The sequence below is a fragment of the Acinetobacter sp. YH12219 genome (assembly GCF_013417875.1).
Classification (GTDB): Bacteria; Pseudomonadota; Gammaproteobacteria; order Pseudomonadales; family Moraxellaceae; genus Acinetobacter; species Acinetobacter amyesii.
The window spans coordinates 22,202-41,767 of the sequence record NZ_VPDC01000017.1; the positions used below are offsets into that span (position 1 = coordinate 22,202).

Here is a 19,566-nt window from a genome sequence, read left to right on the forward strand (position 1 = left end):
TAGTTTAATTTAGGAATTAAGCTGATTAACCTACAAATGGATTAGCGAAGATGAAGAACAAGCCAATACCAACACCGATCATAGGCACAGCATCAAGAAGACCTGCGATTAAGAACATACGAGTTTGAAGTTGTGGAGCCAATTCTGGTTGACGAGCAACAGCTTCTAAGAAACGGCCGCCTAGAAGACCAAAACCAATCGCAGTACCTAAAGCACCAAAAGCGATCAAGATAGCAGATGCAATTGCAACTAGACCTAAAGTGAGTTCCATGATAATTCCTCAGAGGTTAGGTTTATACCAAATTAAGTTAAAAAATTGTGTGCCCAACCACCCTTTGACAGTTGAGCAATACCATTAATGCTTTTCGCTAGCCATACTCATATATACGATAGTCAACATCATGAAAATGAATGCTTGTAACGTAATAACAAGAATATGGAAGATCGCCCAAGGCACAGACAACGCCCACTGGATCCAGAACGGTAGTAATGCGATCAAGATGAAGATCAACTCACCCGCATACATGTTACCGAACAGTCGAAGAGCCAATGAGATTGGACGTGCAATAAAAGTTACTAATTCAAGAATAATGTTTACTGGAATAAGTAATGCTTTTAAAACTGGGTTACTTGGGTTAAATGGGTTAAGTGCAAATTCTGCACCGAATCCGACAAGACCTTTCTCACGGATACTATAGAAAATAGTTAACGCAAATACTGATAATGCCATACCCAAGGTAATGTTAGGATCAGTAGATGGAACGATTTTGAAGTAAACGTGGTGAGGATCCATACCAAACACGTTAGCACCGATCAATTGAGCTGTATAAGGAATCCAGTCAACAGGGATCAAGTCCATCAAGTTCATGAGGAAAATCCACACGAAGATGGTCAACGCTAACGGCGCAATTAAGCGCGATTTGCCATGGAAAGTGTCACGGACACTTGAGTCAACGAACTCGATAATCATTTCGATTGCAGACTGGAACTTGGTCGGAACACCAGAGTTTGCAGCTTTCGCTACAACCCAGAACAACAAACAGAAAACAATACCAAGGCCAATAGACCAACCCATTGAATCCAAGTGAATAGCAGTGAACCCCATCTCTTGAGCTTCTTTAGCAGTCTCAGCTAACTTCCAAGTACCATCTGGCATTTTGCCATAGGTCAAGTTAGTCAAGTGATGCTGAATGTACTCGGTCGAAGTAAGGGCATGTTCTTCAGCAGCCATAAATCACACCTGGTCAATGTCAAAACTAATAGAGAAAACGAATATCGCGTGCTGCCTGATATCTCGTTACTCTCCAAAAAACTTTTCAATTTTTTGTTGTGTTTATACTCGTTTTTTTAAGCGTGTTGCCCAAAAAGGAGCGACCCACGACATACTTTGTACGAGCATAAAACCACAAAACAATGCCACCGCTGACAACGGCTTGACATTGATCAAAATCAAAATGAATCCAACAATCACGATTGCAAACTTGCCCATTAAGCCACGATACATGTTTGACAGCACCTGTTTAGAGGCACGGGCACCAGCCGCACGAAACGACTGCCATGAAAAGTAGCTACTTGCTAGCCAACATACCAACGCACCCAAAGCTGCACTATATGCTGTGATTGTGTCTTTAAGGACCCAACCAATCAGGGCTGAAACAGGAATCATTACTGCTTGTAAGATGACTAAAGCTTTCGCTAATCGTCGATCAATCATGCGACTAGTTCGACTCATTTTTGTTCACTCACAGCAATTCTGCTTGACAAGTTTAACTGATGATTATTTTTAATCGCAGGCATTATAGAGTTACACCCCTTAACTTGCAATCTTTTCCCGACCTTAGTCGTGTTTTTTTAAATTGGCAAACTGCTTTCAAACTAATCAATAGTTGTTTATTTTTTACTTTACTTTCGTGCATTTAGTGTGCATTTCAGGGTTTCATCAGCCAACATCTTCCATGCTGTTACAAAATCCCCTGCCCCACTCATCGTTTCGTCAACCGGCTGAAAGACGATACCACCGAGCTTTTGATACTGATTTTGGCTGGCATGTGCTTCTGCAAGTAAGCATACTTTTGGCTGCGCGCGATGGTCTTTCAGGTATTTGATTTGTGCCAATGTCGGCGCGACATGTGGATCATCTGTCAACGCACCGGTAAATTTCAAATTCAGTGAGCGCTCAAGATATTGATAGGCATCGTGGTAAGACCAGTAAGGTTGAGCACGGCTCGACACATCGGTTTTTTGTGCAGTGACCAAGAGTTTCTGCGCAAATGCACGCGCATTGGCCCAATATTTTTCACGATGTTCTGGAAACTGTTGTGAACGTAACGCGGCTATAAAAAAGCCGATTCGAACAGCATTGTTTGGTTCAAGCCATACATGCGTATCGATTGTGCCTTTTAATGCATTGCCACGGACATCACGTAATGGCAAAGCACTGATAATACCTGAGTCTAAAATAGCGATACTTTTGCCACTTTCACCCAACATTTTTGCCAATGGTGCTTCGTGCGCGTGACCTAACCATAAAACGAGATTGGCATCTTGCACGGTTTTACGGTGTGCAGGCGTCAAGCTCACATCATGTCCAGATTGATGGTCAAGCAGTAATTTCGGTTGCTCTACACCCTTGAGTACATCCTTTGCGATTAGATAAATCGGTTGTGTAGAAACAACGAGACCTTGCGCCCAGCTCATCACACTGAATAAAGCCAAACTACAAAAAAGAATTATACGGGACATGGGGAGAGAGCACCATAAAATGAATAGTGTTATAATATAACAAAATCGTAAAAAAACCTACGTCTGTTCGTAAGTCCTTACGCTTCATGTTAAGATTTAAAGTCTTTTTCTTTATACAGTTTCGTACTCGAGGTTGGCTATGAGCGCATGTTCACACGAACATCATAATGCTTTGCATGGTGTACACGATCATCATAATGTCGAACAGCGCCTTGCTGAAGCTGAGAGTCTCTGTAGCGCGACGGGTGCTCGACTTACGCCCTTGCGTAAAGAAGTATTGGAACTGATCTTGAACGCAACGGGACCAATGGGTGCTTATGACCTTTTGGCTAAAATCAAAAGTGAGTCTGACCGACCTGCAGCGCCACCGACGGTATACCGTACGCTGGATTTTCTGCTTGAAAAAGGTTTGATTCACCGTCTAACGTCGATTAATGCTTACATCCCGTGTTGTCATCCGCGCGAAGGACATCAAGCCGCATTCCTGATTTGCACCGATTGTAAAATAGTCAAAGAAGCATCTGCTCAAGGCTTGATGGCGCAACTCGATGAATTGTCTGCATCCGATGGCTTTACTGCACATCACAGTATTATTGAAATTTCAGGGATCTGTCAGCAGTGCCGCAGCAAACACTAAATATGAAGCCCATTGTGGCTTTAGAGCATGTTCATGTCCGAATCGATGAACGTGACATTTTAAAAAATGTAGATTTCGCCTTACACGAAAAAGAAATTGTCACCTTGATTGGTCCTAACGGTGCAGGCAAATCCACGCTCATCAAAGTGTTATTGGGTATTGTAAAACCTGTATTTGGTAAAGTGATCAGCATACAAAAATTAAAATTCTCATATGTGCCACAAAAATTTAATCCATCACACAGCTTACCGCTACGTGTGTGTGATTTATTGGCATTAGAAAAATGTGATGCCAGCATTAAGCAAGAAATTATTCGTGATACAGGCATTGCCAAGTTACAACAATCTAAAGTTCAGCAACTATCGGGCGGCGAACGTCAACGTGTATTGATTGCACGGGCTTTATTGCGTCAACCGAATGTATTGGTTCTGGATGAACCTATGCAAGGTCTAGATATCCAGTCTGAAGCGGAACTGTATGACTACGTGCGTAGCCTGCCTGAAAAATATGGCTGTGCAGTTTTGATGGTCTCTCATGATTTACAGTGGGTCATGCAAGGAACACATCGTGTGGTTTGCCTCAATAAGCATATTTGCTGTAGTGGCTTGCCTGAAAATGTGCAGCAACATCCTGAATATCAAGCGATCTTTGGGACAAACCGTGTGTTCTATCAACACCATCATGATCACTGTGCGCATGGCGATAGTGCAACGCCTTGCCAGCATGACTCTCGTCCTCATATTCACCCTGAACCGGAAGCATAATCCATGATGGAATGGCTACAACTCCTTTTGCCAGCATGGATCATGGGCACTTTGCTGGTGTTCCTGACTGCACCGCTTGGCTGTTTAATGTTATGGCGTCGCATGTCATTTTTTGCGGACACCATGGCACATGGCACCTTACTCGGTGTCGCCATTGCCGGTGCAATGAGTCTACCGCTTTGGACGGGCGTTACATTGATTGCGCTCTTATTGGTTGCAATCTTATGGGTGTTACACGATCCACGCTTGCCCAATGACGCCTTGCTCGCGCTTTGTTCGGCTACACTCCTGTGCTCAGGCTTACTCTTCATACAACATTTGCCAAGCTTAAGACCTGAATTACTCAGCTATTTATTTGGTGATTTACTCACCATTTCTTGGTCAGATTTGCCTGTCTTTGCAGTGGTGATCATTGTGGCACTGACCGTGCTGTATAAAAGTTGGCAATCGCAGATTCAGATTGCCATTGACCCCGATATTGCGGTCAGTGAAGGTGTCAGCGCTAAATGGCAACGTCTGATTTTTATGTTATTACTGGCATTATTTACCGTATTGGCTTTACGTGCTGTCGGCTCATTGCTGATGGGTGCATTGTTAGTGATTCCTGCATTAACCGCTCGTTTATTGGCGAATTCACCGAAGCAAATGGTGCTGTGGTCTTTCATCATTGCCCAAGTCGGTGTAACTGTAGGTTTATGGTCAAGTGCTGGTTTAAACACCTCTACAGGACTGACCATTGTATTAACTATGGCGCTGCTCTTTGCCCTGATTTTTATTCTACAAAAATTTAAGAAAGTCGCTTGAGTAGCAACGTTCATTGCTCAATTCGCGACATATCAAAAAAAAGCCATGCAGTTGCATGGCTTTTTTTGCACGTCAAATACGATGCTCAGAATCATCTCACTGGATTTATTGATGAACTAAGCTCAATAAACTCGCCGCACAAGCAAATAGAACTGCAAAGGTACGATTCAAATATTTTTGTTGTTTGGATGATTTTAACAACCGCAGCACTTTTGCAGCGAGACCGGTATACCCCGCCATGACAATCAAATCGATGCTAATCATTGTTGCAGCCATAATGACATATTGAATCCATTGGGGTTTGGATAAATCTAAAAACTGCGGCAAAACCGCCAACAAAAATACAATCGCTTTAGGGTTGCTCATATTGACCAAAAAGCCATGTACAACTAATTTTAAACGTGATTTATTTGGTAAATTTTGTTGGATTTCAATTGACTGTGTTGGCGCTGTCCACTGTAAATAAGCCAAATACAATAAATAGCCCACACCAAACCATTTCACGATCAGAAATGCCCATGGTGTCGTCGCAAATAAGACTCCTGCCCCAGCTGCAACAATGGCAATCTGAACCAAAAGTGCCAATTGCAGGCCGATTGCATTCCAATACCCATGCTTAAACCCATAATTCAAACCACTCGACATAGACGCAATTGCACCTGCACCTGGGGAAACACTAATCACCCAACATGCCAACATATATGCAATCCAGATTTGATAGGACATCATTAGCTCAAGTTTGAAATGGGTCTGTATTATATGACATTTACTCTATTTTCATGACAATAATGCACGCTAAAAGGCCAAATGAAGGCTACACTCTCAGCGCTGCTTAAGGCACAATACACACAGCCACTCAGAAATTATAATTTTTAGGAGCCATGAATGTCTGCTCAATCTGTAATTTTGCCATTACCCTCAGATCATGCTCGTTTTATTGTTTTACGTTTAAAAGATTTAACGATTAGCGAATTAAAAGAACAACTTGAAGACTTACTTAATACTCGTGATCGTCTGATTACCCAACATCCAAATGCACAGATTAAAACGGCTGTGGCTTTTGGACCAGAACTTTGGGCACAACTTTACAGTCAATCCCCGGCAGGCTTTAAACAACTTGATCCAATTCAAGGTTCATTTAACATGCCTGTAGCCCCAGCAGATGTATTTATCCATATTGCAGCACAGCGTACAGATATTTGCTTTGCGCTGAGCCAAGCATTCTTTGATGGTATTCAAGATAAAGTTGACGTACTGGATGAACGTGTGTGCTTCCGCAATTTTGATGGCCGTGATTTAACCGGCTTTATTGACGGAACTGAAAATCCGCAATTTCCAGATGATCGTGCTGAAACAGCATTACTAGCTGAAGAAGCTGGCGTATTTGCCAATGGCTCTTTTATTTTTGCACAGCGTTATGCGCATAATTTGGATAAATGGAAAAAGCTGAAAGTCGATGCGCAAGAGCATGTAATTGGCCGTACTAAACTTGAGTCTATTGAGTTAGATGAAGATGAACAGCCTGAAAACTCACATGTATCACGTACAGTTGTAGAAGATGGTGAAGGTGAAGAAATGGCGATTTTGCGTCATTCACTCCCTTATGGTGATGGCCGTGGCGATCAAGGCTTGTTCTTTGTGGCATATACCAATGATTTAAGCATTATCGACAGCATGCTAGTACGTATGTTTGGCACCAGTGGTGACGGCATTCATGACCGCTTACTTCACTTTGTTACGCCAATGGACGGAGCGTATTACTTTGCACCGAGTGAAGAGTTATTAGAAGAAGTTTTAGAAGGTTAAATAAATAAAGCCGACGAGAGTCGGCTTTATTTATTAAGTTTGTAGCAATTTATTTTTCTTCGTAATCTTTTTCACCACAGTTATCAATTGTTTCAAAATTCAAATAAACATAATCATGAAACAATTTATTTGTCTTCTGTGGTGAATCCCAAATATTGAAATGTAATCCTTCAGATGAGTAGCACATATCTATATAATCTGGTTTTTTATCATTATTAATATCTAATGATATTATACCCTTAGGTCCATTTAAAAATATCTCTTTATCGCCAACAATAAAGTGATTAACGACACCAAGTGTATTCAGTGATTTTATTTTATAAAAATTTTTAAAATCATGATCTATACTTGATCTTTTCAAAACTTCAATACAATTTTGATTCGCTTTTGAAATTACTTCAGATTTAACTAATTCATTTTTTTTAACTTTTCCATCACTATCCAAATCAAAATTAAATAAGATGACCTCTTTATTATTTAATGATTGATTACTTCCTATACAACTTAAATCCAAAATTTGCACTCTACCAATTTCATAGATTTTTTTATTATGTGAATTATCTATATTTATGTTTTTTTTCGTATTTTCATCAGCATTAGTTTCAAAAATCTTATCTGTTGAACAAGCCACAATAGCTAATATTACGACATAGATAAATATATTTTTCATAGTTTAACGCCCATCATGAGACCAATGCGGTTTATCACTATTACCAAACCAAAATACTCCAAACTCCCTACCAACAGGTGCCAAATCAGCCAAAGTATTTACAATAAATTTTTTACCATTTATTTTTATGGTTTTTCCATCAATTCCGCTAATTTTCATATCAACAGCTAAGGCTTTAGCCGGATTATGATTTGATCGACCAGGACGCGCAATTGGATTATTACCTACTTGGTACAAAGCATGCATTTCAATAGCCGCTTTTTTTGCTTTTTCTTTATTACCTCCATGACTCCAATCTATATTTACACCTTCCCAAGGAGGTACATTGTTAGAGTCAATATTTCCTCGTGAAATCATCGTTGAATAATACATAAGATAACCACGCGCATCGGGTCTATGAGTTGTATTAACTCTTACGGTAAACCCTTCAGATTTAAGAAAATTAACAAATTTTTTAACATTACTACAAAATGGTTCAGCTAGATCATTTAAGTCTGTGCTAAACATAAACCTGTTGTACCAATGACTACCACTAACTTCTAATGTTGGCTTATCTATTTTTAAACCTATATCTTTCATTCCATTTCTAATTACATCATTAAAATGGACAATCTCCTTTTCAGATTCAAGTGTGATAACTTTTATATTCTGACCAATTATAGCTTTATGCGTTTTTTTCCCTAATCCATGAGTACCACTTGAATGGTTTCTCTTATTACCTTTATATTGTATTAAATAATTACCACCACTAAATAGCTGATCAGTTTTTTTATCATATGTAAGAACACTGAATTCTGCTTCTTCATTATTGTCATTAACTGCAGTTTTTGGATGTCCATCTTGACTTGTTGCTTGTGTTTGATCTCTTTTGGGAGTTTCATCTCGAGTTTGTTGTTCTTGGCTAGTATTTTTGGTTTTTGATGATTTTTTTTCAGCATTTATCAAATCTAAATCTTTACTTGCTTGCTCTAACACCTGAGAGTCAACATCTATGAATCTAATAGTTTTATTTTTATCGACTTTTATTGTTAATAAATTTTGACCATTTCTTAATTTATAATTTAAATCAAAACCTGGCATAGCATTTACAATTATCTTACCTTCATCATTAGTTTTTTTAGGGTATTCTTTACCTCTGTACCATTGTACTAAATTTAAATTTTTTATAGATTTTCCACTTTTTTTATGCCTAAAAATTATTTCAAATTTATGTAACTTAATTTGTATATCATATATTTTTTTATCATTTAATACAGTGAAAATTCCAACTTCTTGTTTGGAATCTCTTCCACTAACTAAAACTGCGATTTTTTCTCCACTTTCTGCCTGAATACCTTTTTCAACACCATCATTTTCAGTTGAGTGTTTTTTCTCTTTTCCCTTATATTTTAAAAAATAAGAAATTCTTGAAATCGGTTTTCCATCACTATCTAAAACTCTAAGATCAAATTTTACATCCAATTTATTAGAATTATTTTCTTGATTATTACTATTTTCAGTATTTCCTCTTCCGTCTTTATTATTTTGTGGTAGCTCCTGGTTATGTTTATCTGTTCGTGTTTTTATACCACCCATTCCATTATCTACTACAATTATGACATGATGGTTTTTTCCATCAGCAATCAACATTAATTCTTTATTATTTTCATCTTTCACAGATGAACCATCAACAGAAAATCTTGCTCCCCATCCACCCTTTACTAAAATAGATCTAATAAAGCCCTCTTCATCTATTAACAAATTACTCATTGTTGGAATATATTTTGTCTTCTTATAACTTACATTGACTCTTGATCCCATTAATTTTTTAGCAGATTGATCGATGAATTTAATAAAAAATCGTGAAGTTCCTTTATACCTTATCCAGCACATATCATCATTTTCAGTACCATTTATTTTCACTTCTTCTGTTAATTCGTTGACAAAATTTGGTGGATATTTATAATTTTTTGGGTCCTTATTATTCAAAAATTTTTGAGCTTTTGGGCTATAATATAATACCACTCCATTTGTGAAATCTTCTTCTTCCCTCATGTAAATAGGGTACACAGCATCTATAATATCTTGAGTATCCTTTGAAACCTTATTAGAATTCATTTCAGCTTTAACCTTTTTTACAGCAGCCGTTTGTTCAGTTAAAGCATCAAAATCATCATATAAATATTGTATAATGCTTGGATGACCTACCCACTCACCAAACCCTAATCGATTCATAATACAATGTGCAACTGCTTTTTTTGAAGTAATGCTACAAACACCTGCTTCTCCAGAGATTGTTGCAACAAATGCTATAAATTCATCTGAATACTTCATTATTTTCTCCGCATGGTTTTATTATTGTTTTTTTAATTAATAAACTTGAATAATCATCTGCCAACAATATTAAATTACCATTTTCTAAAAATTTACTTTTCTTTTTAAAATAATTATAATAATCAAATCTTTGATTTAACCCCAAGTATTCCTTATCATTTAAATCAGCAATAATTTTTTTCCTACCAGTGAAAATTATCCTTGCATATATTTTCTTCTTAACACTATCACTTTCTATCAAACAATGATTATTTTCATTAAAAGCAATAAATTCATTAGTAGAATCTTCACTAGTTTCTCCATAAAAAAAGTTTACTTGGCATGGAGATCCACACGAAACTCTAACCCTAAATATATCACTATTAATCTTTGTGATAATTGGAGACTTAACATCTTCTAGCAATAATTTATTGTCCCCATCAACTACTCTGTAAATATTGCAACTTGATTCATATTCGTCTGTGCATTTTGAAACTATTTCAAAATCAGGCCCTTTGGCGTATATTATATTGTTGATAGAAAAGAAATTTATCAAAAACAATCCAATTAAAATATATTTATTCAAGATAATACCTTCTATATTTCTAAATTAATTTCATCACAAAGATGCATTTCGTCATCACATCCGCAACCTTGAATTTCTTCATCTAAAGACTCTGCATCCATTGCTGCATTTTTTTGATATAGAGTTATATAAGCACCTGGTACTAATGCCAGTTCTACATTTTCAATAGCATCACTATAAATACGTGCACTACTTTGTTGCTCAAACTGGTACTCAGCTTCAATTTTTTTAGAATGGTTAATAAGTTTATATTTCATATTTTTTAATATATTAGTATCAAATATTTGACTTAAGTCAAATCTCATACTATACAGCCCACTTTCAGGCAGCTTAGGCAATTGTGCATTTACAGTCGCTCCCCCCACAAAACTATGCTGCCCCGCCTTACTCTCAAACTTGCCGCCTGTTGTTGTAAATATTCCACTGCCATTAATTTTCAGTTGCGAGCCCCCTGCGGTCAGTACGATTTCTTTAGGACTGGTAATTTCAATTTTATCTTCCGTTGAAATGAGCTTAATCACCTTTCGTGCAATTGCTTCAATAGCATCATCTTGGGCTTGTAATTCAACTTTCCCTTTTGCGGCATAAGCACTCAGGCCCTTTTGAGCCGCAAACAAACTGATTTTGTCTTGTGCATGACCAACAATATTCTTTTGAGCACTGAAATTAATCGAACCTTGTGCACTTTCTGCAATATCCTGTGAGGCTTGTAATACAATATCTTCCGGTGTAGTGAGTGCAATACCATTAGGTGATGCAAGCAACATCAACGCTTGGCGGAATAATTTGCCTTGTTCTTGTTTTGCCGCTGTATTGGATTTTTCTAAACCTTGCGCATAGCCTTCCATAAAGCCTTGTACTTTTTCTAATGCTTTTATGGGTGTCATCGCTGGTGGCAAACCAAAACCACCATTATTCAACAAATCATCAGGGTTAAATTTGATGTCTTCGATCAATTTACCCACATCTTTTAATACTTTTAATGGATCTTCTTTTAGGTTACTTTTCAGACTTGCAACCCGCCCTTGAATCACATCCTTACCATTTTCTTCAATATGATCTATGACAGACTTTAAGTTATCAAAGGCATCTTCGGCATCATTAAAAAATGCTTTAAATTCTTTTACTGTACTTTTGACATCATGTGCGATTGAGCCCATTTCTTTGACAAAACTTTTGCAGTTTTTTAACGCTGCCAATGGGTCTCGACTTAGCTCCTCCTTGAACAAATTTAAAGTCGCTTTGACACCTTCAGTAGTACTTTTGATTTCTAAAGAGTTTATTAACTTCGGCAAACGGTTAATCACATTCAATGCATCGGTCTGTTGCTTTACGGCTACGCCGCTCAGCATATTCATGCTCTGATGCCCTTGATTTAAAAGAGACTGAGCTTCAGCAGCAGCAAGATGATCGGCAACTGCTTTATCCTGCGCATAGGTACTAATGAGTAAACCTTTACCTGCACGCATTGCTCCCCAAGCATCCGTTCGCAGCTCAAACCCCTCACCACGACCATGGCTACTGTCTTGTTCTTTAGGATGGCTGAGATTACCTAAATTCAGCTGTGTCGCTGCATGACTACTCTGTAATTGGGTACTGATCTGCCCCGTCGTGTCATCAAAGCGCAGTTGGTTAAAGCCTGCTCCCGCAACTTCTTGCGAGCGGATACCACTGAGTTTTTTGGTTTCAGGAAGCTGACCTTTGAGGTCAAACATGGTCTGAGATCGCTCAGCCTCATGTATACGTCCTACTACAAAGGGACGATCCACATCGCCCTCAAAAAAGTCGATCACCACAATCTCGCCAATACGAGGATGAAAACGTGCCCCATAACCTTCTCCCGCCCATGGGGTCAGTACATCAACCCATGCCGAGTCACTGTCATTATCATTACTCCCTGCTCCACCATCATGACTGTGGTCATCGCTGCGGGTGAACGTAAACCGAACTTTGATACGCCCCCAAGCATCGACATAAATACTTTCACCTTCTGGACCGACCACTTTGGCACGCTGTGGAAACGCAGGTGGCCGATGTAATAAAGGATCATATTCAGGAACCACGGAAATTTGCCGACGGACCACATATAGGTCATTGGCCTGCCGTTCATCCCCTAAAGATAGCCAACGGCTCGCGGCAAGTAACTTCTCTAATTGAACCAAAATATCTTTGGGTAAATTATTCTGGTTATAAAATGCTTTGCCCAATATGAGAAATTCACGATCTGTCGTTTGATGTTGATCAATTTCAGGATGATTTTCTAATTCAAACCAATACCCAACTTGTGCATCCCTTACGCTACTGCTGGCGGTAAAATATTTGGCTTGTAATTCCTGATATTGATTGAGTTGCCGATTCAACTGATCCAATTGCTGTGTATTTGAAGTGGTCGCCTGATCTGCACCTTTAAGGTCAGTTGTCCAAGCCGAACTTACGGTCCAAGCCTGCTCTAAACTTAAGGTTTCATTGTGCTGTTGCTCACTCTGTGCATGGGCGCTTAAGAGCGGATTACTTTGGTCTTGTGCCAAATATTGAGCTTGCCAACGCTGCGTTTGAATCGTGGTCGATTGTAAAAAACGTTCTGCCACAAAACTGGTGATCGTGTCTAAACGTTCCGTGGCATGACTCCGATGAAAGCGAATTTTTTTCCGCTCTAAAGCACTATAAGCCTGATTCGTATCAATTAAACGCAGTTGCTGTGCTTGCATCGGTGCAGCCGAAAATGCAACAAATAACTCTGCTTCATCAATTAACCAATTGATCCCTTCACTGCGCCAAAGGCGGGTTAAAAATGCATAATCACTTTCATTCGCCTGCATGGTGAATGGACGCACATCATAAGTACGTGCCAGCCCCTCTAAGTTCAAGCTTAAACTGGCAGCAAACAGCGCACTTTTTTTCTGCCATTCACTAAAAATAATCTCGGTCATCTCCCGTACCGATTTGTTCATAAAGACACGGCTATTACGACGCTTATGCCAGAGTGCTGTCGCATCCTCAATCACCAGTTTATAAACGGTCAGTGCACCATCACTTTGACCTTGGCTAGCCCCAGTAATCACACCAGTCAGGCGACTGAGTTGTCCCAAATCTGTCACTTGATCGACAGCCACTCGGCCGCCTATAAACTGCTTTAAAGCAAGATGAGCATTGGTCGAGAGACAAATAATTTCCGCACGAAAGCCTTGATTGATACGGTGTTGACCTTCAATCCGTTGAATAAAAACTTCAGAATTTAGGTGTTCATTTGAGAAATGAATGTGTAGCGCACGTTTCTGTACGCTAAAGCCAAAGTTTTCCACCATGGCGTGAATATTTTTAAGCATTGTTATTATGTATTTAATTTTTTAATGACGGCATTTTAGGAAATGATTGTTTTTTCGTCTACCCCATTTTGCAAATAATTTGTTGAATTCTTCTTTTTGGCTTTTGCAACACTTTAGTATTCAAGTGAATAGGATCATCAATGCAGGATCAATTTTACGGATCTAACTTTTCGCAGTCGCTGAGATGCTGCTACACTCAAAATGCAACCTATTAAAAATTTTTAAGCTCCATGATCACAATTGAATCCAAACTGCCTGCACAAGGTGTGACTATTTTTAGCGTCATGAGCGCAATGGCGCAGCGTCTAAATGCACTGAATTTATCTCAAGGTTTTCCTGATTTTCCTGCACCTCCAGCGCTGTTAAATGCGCTAAGTGATGCGACGCAACAGGGTTTTAACCAATATGCACCCGGCGATGGACTGATGCATTTACGTGAGCAATTGGTCCAACTGTTTGCCCATCGAGACCAATTAAATATTGACCCTCACACCGAAGTGACCATTACCCCGGGTGCAACCATTGGTATTTTTAGTGCCATTCAAGCCGTGGTTCATGCGGATGATGAAGTGATTATTTTTGATCCGAGCTATGACAGTTATGCGCCCAGTGTAAAATTGGTTGGGGCTCATCCCATTCACATTGCCTTAGAGACGCCCCATTTTACTGTGGATTGGAATCGTGTTGCCGCTGCAATTAACCATAAAACCCGGATGATTATTGTCAATACACCGCATAACCCAACAGGTGCTGTTTGGGGGCGTGAGGACTGGCTCAACTTGATCGAACTGATTCGAGATAAAAATATTATTGTGCTGTCGGATGAGGTCTATGAGCATTTAATTTTTGATGGTCGTCAGCATCTATCTGCTTTGTCATTTCCTGAGCTGCGTGAACGTAGTTTTGTCGTGGGTTCATTTGGTAAAACTTTTCACGTCACAGGTTGGAAAACCGGTTATTGCATTGCAGCGCCAGCCTTGATGCAAGTGTTTCGCCAAATCTATCAATTTGCCAATTTCTGCGGTGTTACGCCCGTACAAATGGCACTGGCTAACTTTATGGCAGAACATCCTGAGCATATTGCTGAATTGGCCGATTTTTACCAAGCCAAACGTGACCGTTTCAATGCCGGCTTAAGACACTCTAGATTTGAGTTGATTCCATCGGCAGGTACCTATTTCCAAAACCTTGATTACAGTGCCATACGCCCAGATTTAAGCGATGTGGAGATGTGTCAGTTGTTGGCAGAGCAACATAAAATCGTAGCGATTCCAGTCTCGGTGTTCTATCAAAAACCTCCGGAAAATTTACGCTTATTACGTTTCTGTTTTGCCAAACAAGATGCCACCTTAGATCGAGCTGCAGAGATTCTCTCCGCGGTTTAAAGCCGTATCTGCCCAAACGTTTTTTTAAAACAGACATGTAGAAATAATGAAGCCTTGGTTACTCAAAAACTAAGGCTTTTTTGAATGCCAACATGATAGTGTTATCAGTAACTTAAAATCATAAAAAGCCGCGTCTAGGACCTGAGCATGTCAAAACAACAGTCCCTCGTTACTCAGCAAAATTTATGGAAAACGTTTTTAGTTTTTCTGGTGCCTTTGATCGCCACCAATATTTTGCAGAATTTATCTGGGACCATTAACACCGTTTTTGTCGGTCAGATGCTTGGGGTGCATGCCATTGCAGCCGTTGCGGTATTTTTCCCGATCTTGTTCTGTTTAATGGCTTTTGTGATTGGACTCTCGGCAGGTGCAACCGTGTTGGTGGGGCAAGCTTGGGGCGCGCAGAATCTTGAAAAAGTTCGTACTGTGGTGGGTTCCACCCTTTTTATGACCTTGATTGGTGGCAGCATTATTGCCTTTTTAGGGGTGATATTTGCCAAGCCCATTTTATTGGCCTTAGGCACAGCCCCTGACGTGATGCATTTATCTTTGCCTTATGTGCAATGGATGCTTGCCGGTAGCCCACTACTCTTTATTTATATTATTTACACCTCGATTTTGCGTGGGGTCGGTGACAGTACAACACCGCTGATTGCGTCAGGTATGACCATTGGTTCAGGGCTGATCATTACACCAGTACTAATTGCAGGAAAATTTGGATTTCCAAGTTTAGGTATTATTGCCCCTGCCATTGCCAGTCATATCGGCTTTTTAATTGCTTTGATATTTTTATATTTCTACTTAAAAAAGAAAGATCACCCGCTCAAACTTGACTTCGCGTTACTCCGTCATATTCGCCATCAACATGATCTCAGTAAAATTATCTTAAGACTGGGGATTCCAACGGGTATTCAGATGGTCACGACCTCTGTGGCTGGTCTCGTGATTGTCGGTTTAGTGAACCGCCATGGTGCTGATGCCACTGCTGCATATGGCGCGGTCAATCAGGTTTTGAATTATATCCAATTCCCTGCCTTGTCCATCGCGATTGCGGCCTCTATTTTTGCAGCACAAGCCATCGGTTCAGGTCATTCTGAATTAATTAATCGTGTGAAACGTACGGCCATCGGGATGAATTTCATTATTACTGGTATCTTGGTGGCATTGGGCTATTTATTCTCTAAACATTTAATGGCGCTGTTTATTACAGATCCTGAAGTTGTGGTTCTCGGTCAAGAATTGCTGTTCATTGTGCTTTGGTCGATTTTATTTTTTGGTGCCAGTGCGATTTTTGCTTCCATCATGCGGGCCAGCGGAACAGTGACCGTGCCGATGATTATTAATATTATGGCGATTATTTGCATTGAAGTGCCGTGTGCCTACCTATTCAGTGAATGGTGGGGCTTAAAAGGCATTTGGTATGCCTATGCTTTGGCTTTTGTCAGCTTATGTATTTTACAAGGGCTGTATTACCAACTGATATGGAAACGAAAAGCCATCAAAGTATTGCTATAAAATTTGCTAATAGCGTTCAATGCCAATACACGCTTTAAGTTTACATATGGAAAATCTTGTACAGATCCATGCATAAAGTTTGCCGTTAAACTGCTGTTTATTTTTCAACATTTGATTTTATATCCTGTTGATTTATCTACACTTAAAACACAATAGATTTAAAAGTTACATATTTTCAAACAATTACGGTTTGGCATAGTTCTTGTTCTTATCCCAAGTATCTTTTAAGAATAATTAGGATGAGAAATTTTTATGTCTAAACGTCAAATAAAGCTTGGGGCTTTTATTCCAACCACCTCACAGCATGTCGCGGGTTGGCGTCACCCCGAATCGCGCCCACAAGATCATCTCAATATTGATTATGCAATTGAACTGGCAAAAACCGCAGAGCGTGGTCTATTCGATGCCTACTTTCTTGCCGATGGTCTGTCTGTCCGTTGGAGTTCTGCTGTCGAAGGTGAAAAAGGTTTGGGCGATAAAGGCGTCGGCTTTGAACCTGTCACATTGTTTGCTGCCCTTTCGGCAGTGACGCAAAATATTGGCTTTATTGCCACGGCGTCCACGACTTATGAAGACCCTTATATTTTGGCGCGTAAATTTGCTTCTTTAGATCATATTTCTAAAGGTCGTGCTGCATGGAATGTGGTAACGACAGCCTCTGCCGATGCCGCAAAAAACTTTAACATTCAGCAGCACCCTGAACCCAAAGAACGTTACGAACGTGCCGATGAATTTATTGAGGTGACTCAAAAACTGTGGGACTCATGGGAGGATGATACCTTCCATTACAACAAAGAAACCGGGCAATTTTTTGATGCCCGCAAACAACATCAGCCCAATCATCAAGGTCAATATTATCAGGTACTGGGGGCTCTCAACGTCTCTCGCCCACCGCAAGGCTATCCAGTGATTGTTCAAGCTGGGCAATCTGAAGATGGTCGTGAACTAGCCGGTAAATATGCCGAAGTGATTTTTACAGCACAGCAGAATTTAGCAGATGCGCAAGCCTTTTATCGTGATGTCAAAAACCGCCTAGTGAAGTATGGTCGCCATGCGGATGACCTGAAAATTATGCCGGGCGTTTCGATTTTTGTTGCCAAGACAGAGCAAGAAGCCCAAGAAAAATATGACTTTTTAAATAGTTTAATTCACCCAGAATTGGGTTTAAGTTTATTGTCTGCTTTGGCAGGTGGCATTAATCTGGCCAAATTTGATCTAGATGCCCCTTTCCCGAAAATCGAAGATGCAGACATTAATTTCTCAAGTCGTCAGCAAATGATGATTGATATTGCCCGTAAGCACAATTTTAGTATTCGTCAGCTCTATCAATATATCGCTTCAGCCCGTGGACATTGGACCTTGATTGGTACGCCTGAACAAGTCGTAGATCAACTGCAAGAATGGTTTGAGAATGACGCTGCCGATGGTTTTAATGTCCTACCGCCAACAACACCTGCGGGGTTAAATGATTTTGTCGATCTCATCGTTCCTGAACTGCAACGTCGCGGTCTATTCCGAACGGCTTATGAAGGCAAGACCTTACGAGAAAACTTAGGTTTAAAACGACCTGAAAACCAATATGTTTTAGAAAAAAGACATACCTCCCAAGCCTCATAAACCAACGTTTAATAAAACTGAAAAACAAATGCCCCAACTGGGGCATTTTTATGGACTGATATTAATCCAACTTAAGCGATGATCATACTGACCTATATTTGATAAGCCTAAAAAAGCCCTGAATTCAGGGCTTTTAAAAGTTTAGGTGATGGTCAATTCAGACTTACCATGCAAATTTATAATCGGCAAATCGGTGAGATAAAGGTTCAAGCAACTGATCTTTTACTGGATCACTAAAGTCAGTCAAAATGTCATTTTTAATATTGATCAGACGGACATCTTCGCGTTTACGCGGATGGGCTAAATGAATATCTACAATACGTTTAATTCGTCCCGGATGTGGCTGCATGACCACTACCCGATCACCCAAAAATACCGCTTCTTCGACATCATGGGTGACAATAATCATGGTGATTTTTTCACTTTGCCAGATTCGCTGTAATTCATCCTGTAAATTTTGCCGCGTCAATGCATCGAGTGCGCCAAAGGGTTCATCGAGTAATAAAATCTGTGGTCGATTCACCAAACTCCGGGCAATCGCCACACGTTGATTCATCCCACCAGACAACTGCGAAGGATAAGCATCTTTAAATTGGGTTAATTTGACCAACTCCAGATGCTCATCAATCAATACATCTTCTTCTGCACGGCTAAACTGACTTTTATGCAAGGCAATCCGTACATTTTCTCTTACCGTCAACCATGGAAACAGGCGATGATCTTGAAACACGATACCACGTTCCAAACTCGTGCCCTGTATAGGCTGACCATCAACCAAAATCTGGCCCTGAAACTGACGCTCTAGACCAACCAACAACCGTAATAATGTGGATTTTCCGCAGCCACTACTTCCCACAATACTGATGAACTCACCCGGCTGAATATTCAGGTTAATGTCCTCAAGTACGGTTAAGTCTTCTTGCTTTTGTGTGGGATAATGTTTCGTTAGCTGCTGAATAGAAACCGAACCAGCTTGTTCTACGCTCATATCATTATTCTCTATTTGTGCTGACAAACTTTGCTGGACTAAACCTTAGAGTTTAGCCAGTGACACTTCCGTCGATTTAATTAACACCACTACCTCTGAACCTACTTTTAAGTCTAAATCCTTCACCGAACGCGTCGTGATCACGGACGTAAAAAAGCCCGCTTTGGTTTCCACATCAATTTCTGAAACCACAGGACCCTCTACGATTTCATTAATCACGCCTTTGAATTGGTTTCGCACATTTACTGAAGTAATCGCCATTTTAATTATGCCTTTTGTTATTAAGAGAGCTTTACTATAAAACAGTTCAATCACTTGCTATATCTTGATTTATCCTTTAGTTATCCCGATTTTATTTATCTTAAAATCAGATAAATAATCCACGCATGAATTTATCGGTGAAACTGATATTTAAATATCGAATTATTATTTAT

At 39.7% G+C, this 19,566-nt stretch carries 18 protein-coding genes; 7 read left to right on the forward strand and 11 right to left on the reverse strand.

What is annotated here, in order from left to right; translation table 11 throughout:
- Window positions 1–25: 25 nt before the first annotated feature.
- The 4 genes from atpE to FTV04_RS12075 all read right to left on the reverse strand — a co-directional run bounded on the left by atpE (window position 26) and on the right by FTV04_RS12075 (window position 2,742).
- A complete protein-coding gene (gene atpE / locus FTV04_RS12060; RefSeq protein WP_000424060.1) occupies window positions 26–271 on the reverse strand; it encodes a F0F1 ATP synthase subunit C in 246 nt (81 codons plus the stop codon).
- An 84-nt stretch (window positions 272–355) separates the two neighbouring features.
- On the reverse strand, window positions 356–1,231 hold the full coding sequence (gene atpB, locus FTV04_RS12065; protein WP_078191478.1) for a F0F1 ATP synthase subunit A: 876 nt from the start codon (window positions 1,229–1,231) through the stop codon (window positions 356–358).
- A 102-nt stretch (window positions 1,232–1,333) separates the two neighbouring features.
- Window positions 1,334–1,732 (reverse strand): ATP synthase subunit I, encoded by a 399-nt coding sequence (locus tag FTV04_RS12070; protein ID WP_078194025.1) that lies wholly within the window; start codon window positions 1,730–1,732, stop codon window positions 1,334–1,336.
- A 170-nt stretch (window positions 1,733–1,902) separates the two neighbouring features.
- Complete coding sequence (locus tag FTV04_RS12075; protein ID WP_180089679.1) at window positions 1,903–2,742, reverse strand: metal ABC transporter solute-binding protein, Zn/Mn family; 840 nt, start codon at window positions 2,740–2,742, stop codon at window positions 1,903–1,905.
- A gap of 139 nt (window positions 2,743–2,881) precedes the next feature.
- On the opposite strand from FTV04_RS12075, the gene FTV04_RS12080 reads away from it, so the two are divergent.
- Genes FTV04_RS12080 through znuB form a run of 3 tightly spaced genes read left to right on the forward strand, consistent with a single transcriptional unit; the run spans window position 2,882 to window position 4,947 of the window.
- A complete protein-coding gene (locus tag FTV04_RS12080) occupies window positions 2,882–3,379 on the forward strand; it encodes a transcriptional repressor (RefSeq protein WP_078191481.1) in 498 nt (165 codons plus the stop codon).
- 2 nt (window positions 3,380–3,381) lie between these two features.
- Window positions 3,382–4,143: a zinc ABC transporter ATP-binding protein ZnuC gene (znuC, locus tag FTV04_RS12085; protein WP_373688132.1), complete on the forward strand. Its 762-nt coding sequence runs from the start codon at window positions 3,382–3,384 to the stop codon at window positions 4,141–4,143.
- A 3-nt stretch (window positions 4,144–4,146) separates the two neighbouring features.
- Window positions 4,147–4,947, forward strand: coding sequence for a zinc ABC transporter permease subunit ZnuB (gene znuB, locus FTV04_RS12090; RefSeq protein ID WP_180089681.1), 801 nt, complete (start codon window positions 4,147–4,149; stop codon window positions 4,945–4,947).
- A 105-nt stretch (window positions 4,948–5,052) separates the two neighbouring features.
- On the opposite strand, the gene FTV04_RS12095 is transcribed toward znuB, so the two are convergent.
- The gene (locus tag FTV04_RS12095; RefSeq protein ID WP_180089683.1) at window positions 5,053–5,673 is read right to left on the reverse strand and encodes a LysE family transporter; all 621 of its coding nucleotides are present in this window, start codon (window positions 5,671–5,673) and stop codon (window positions 5,053–5,055) included.
- Between the two features lie 159 nt (window positions 5,674–5,832).
- Between FTV04_RS12095 and FTV04_RS12100 the strand changes: the two genes are divergently transcribed.
- The gene (locus FTV04_RS12100; RefSeq protein WP_180010769.1) at window positions 5,833–6,753 is read left to right on the forward strand and encodes a Dyp-type peroxidase; all 921 of its coding nucleotides are present in this window, start codon (window positions 5,833–5,835) and stop codon (window positions 6,751–6,753) included.
- Between the two features lie 49 nt (window positions 6,754–6,802).
- On the opposite strand, the gene FTV04_RS12105 is transcribed toward FTV04_RS12100, so the two are convergent.
- Genes FTV04_RS12105 through FTV04_RS12120 form a run of 4 tightly spaced genes read right to left on the reverse strand, consistent with a single transcriptional unit; the run spans window position 6,803 to window position 13,627 of the window.
- Complete coding sequence (locus FTV04_RS12105) at window positions 6,803–7,423, reverse strand: hypothetical protein (protein ID WP_180089685.1); 621 nt, start codon at window positions 7,421–7,423, stop codon at window positions 6,803–6,805.
- A 3-nt stretch (window positions 7,424–7,426) separates the two neighbouring features.
- Window positions 7,427–9,736, reverse strand: coding sequence for a hypothetical protein (locus tag FTV04_RS12110; RefSeq protein ID WP_180089687.1), 2,310 nt, complete (start codon window positions 9,734–9,736; stop codon window positions 7,427–7,429).
- The gene (locus tag FTV04_RS12115) at window positions 9,720–10,301 is read right to left on the reverse strand and encodes a hypothetical protein (protein ID WP_180003511.1); all 582 of its coding nucleotides are present in this window, start codon (window positions 10,299–10,301) and stop codon (window positions 9,720–9,722) included. The genes FTV04_RS12110 and FTV04_RS12115 overlap by 17 nt, the downstream gene beginning before the upstream one ends.
- A gap of 11 nt (window positions 10,302–10,312) precedes the next feature.
- Complete coding sequence (locus FTV04_RS12120) at window positions 10,313–13,627, reverse strand: type VI secretion system Vgr family protein (RefSeq protein ID WP_180089688.1); 3,315 nt, start codon at window positions 13,625–13,627, stop codon at window positions 10,313–10,315.
- Window positions 13,628–13,857: 230 nt separating this feature from the next.
- On the opposite strand from FTV04_RS12120, the gene FTV04_RS12125 reads away from it, so the two are divergent.
- The 3 genes from FTV04_RS12125 to FTV04_RS12135 all read left to right on the forward strand — a co-directional run bounded on the left by FTV04_RS12125 (window position 13,858) and on the right by FTV04_RS12135 (window position 18,144).
- Window positions 13,858–15,012, forward strand: a complete 1,155-nt coding sequence (locus FTV04_RS12125; RefSeq protein WP_180089690.1) for a methionine aminotransferase — start codon at window positions 13,858–13,860, stop codon at window positions 15,010–15,012.
- A gap of 147 nt (window positions 15,013–15,159) precedes the next feature.
- Window positions 15,160–16,527: an MATE family efflux transporter gene (locus FTV04_RS12130; protein ID WP_180089692.1), complete on the forward strand. Its 1,368-nt coding sequence runs from the start codon at window positions 15,160–15,162 to the stop codon at window positions 16,525–16,527.
- A gap of 252 nt (window positions 16,528–16,779) precedes the next feature.
- Complete coding sequence (locus FTV04_RS12135) at window positions 16,780–18,144, forward strand: LLM class flavin-dependent oxidoreductase (protein ID WP_180035132.1); 1,365 nt, start codon at window positions 16,780–16,782, stop codon at window positions 18,142–18,144.
- Between the two features lie 163 nt (window positions 18,145–18,307).
- Here the strand turns inward: FTV04_RS12135 and FTV04_RS12140 are convergent, their stop codons facing one another.
- Both FTV04_RS12140 and FTV04_RS12145 read right to left on the reverse strand, forming a co-directional pair.
- Window positions 18,308–19,132, reverse strand: a complete 825-nt coding sequence (locus FTV04_RS12140) for an ABC transporter ATP-binding protein (RefSeq protein WP_180035131.1) — start codon at window positions 19,130–19,132, stop codon at window positions 18,308–18,310.
- A gap of 45 nt (window positions 19,133–19,177) precedes the next feature.
- On the reverse strand, window positions 19,178–19,393 hold the full coding sequence (locus tag FTV04_RS12145; RefSeq protein WP_067765474.1) for a molybdopterin-binding protein: 216 nt from the start codon (window positions 19,391–19,393) through the stop codon (window positions 19,178–19,180).
- Between the last annotated feature and the right edge of the window lie 173 nt (window positions 19,394–19,566).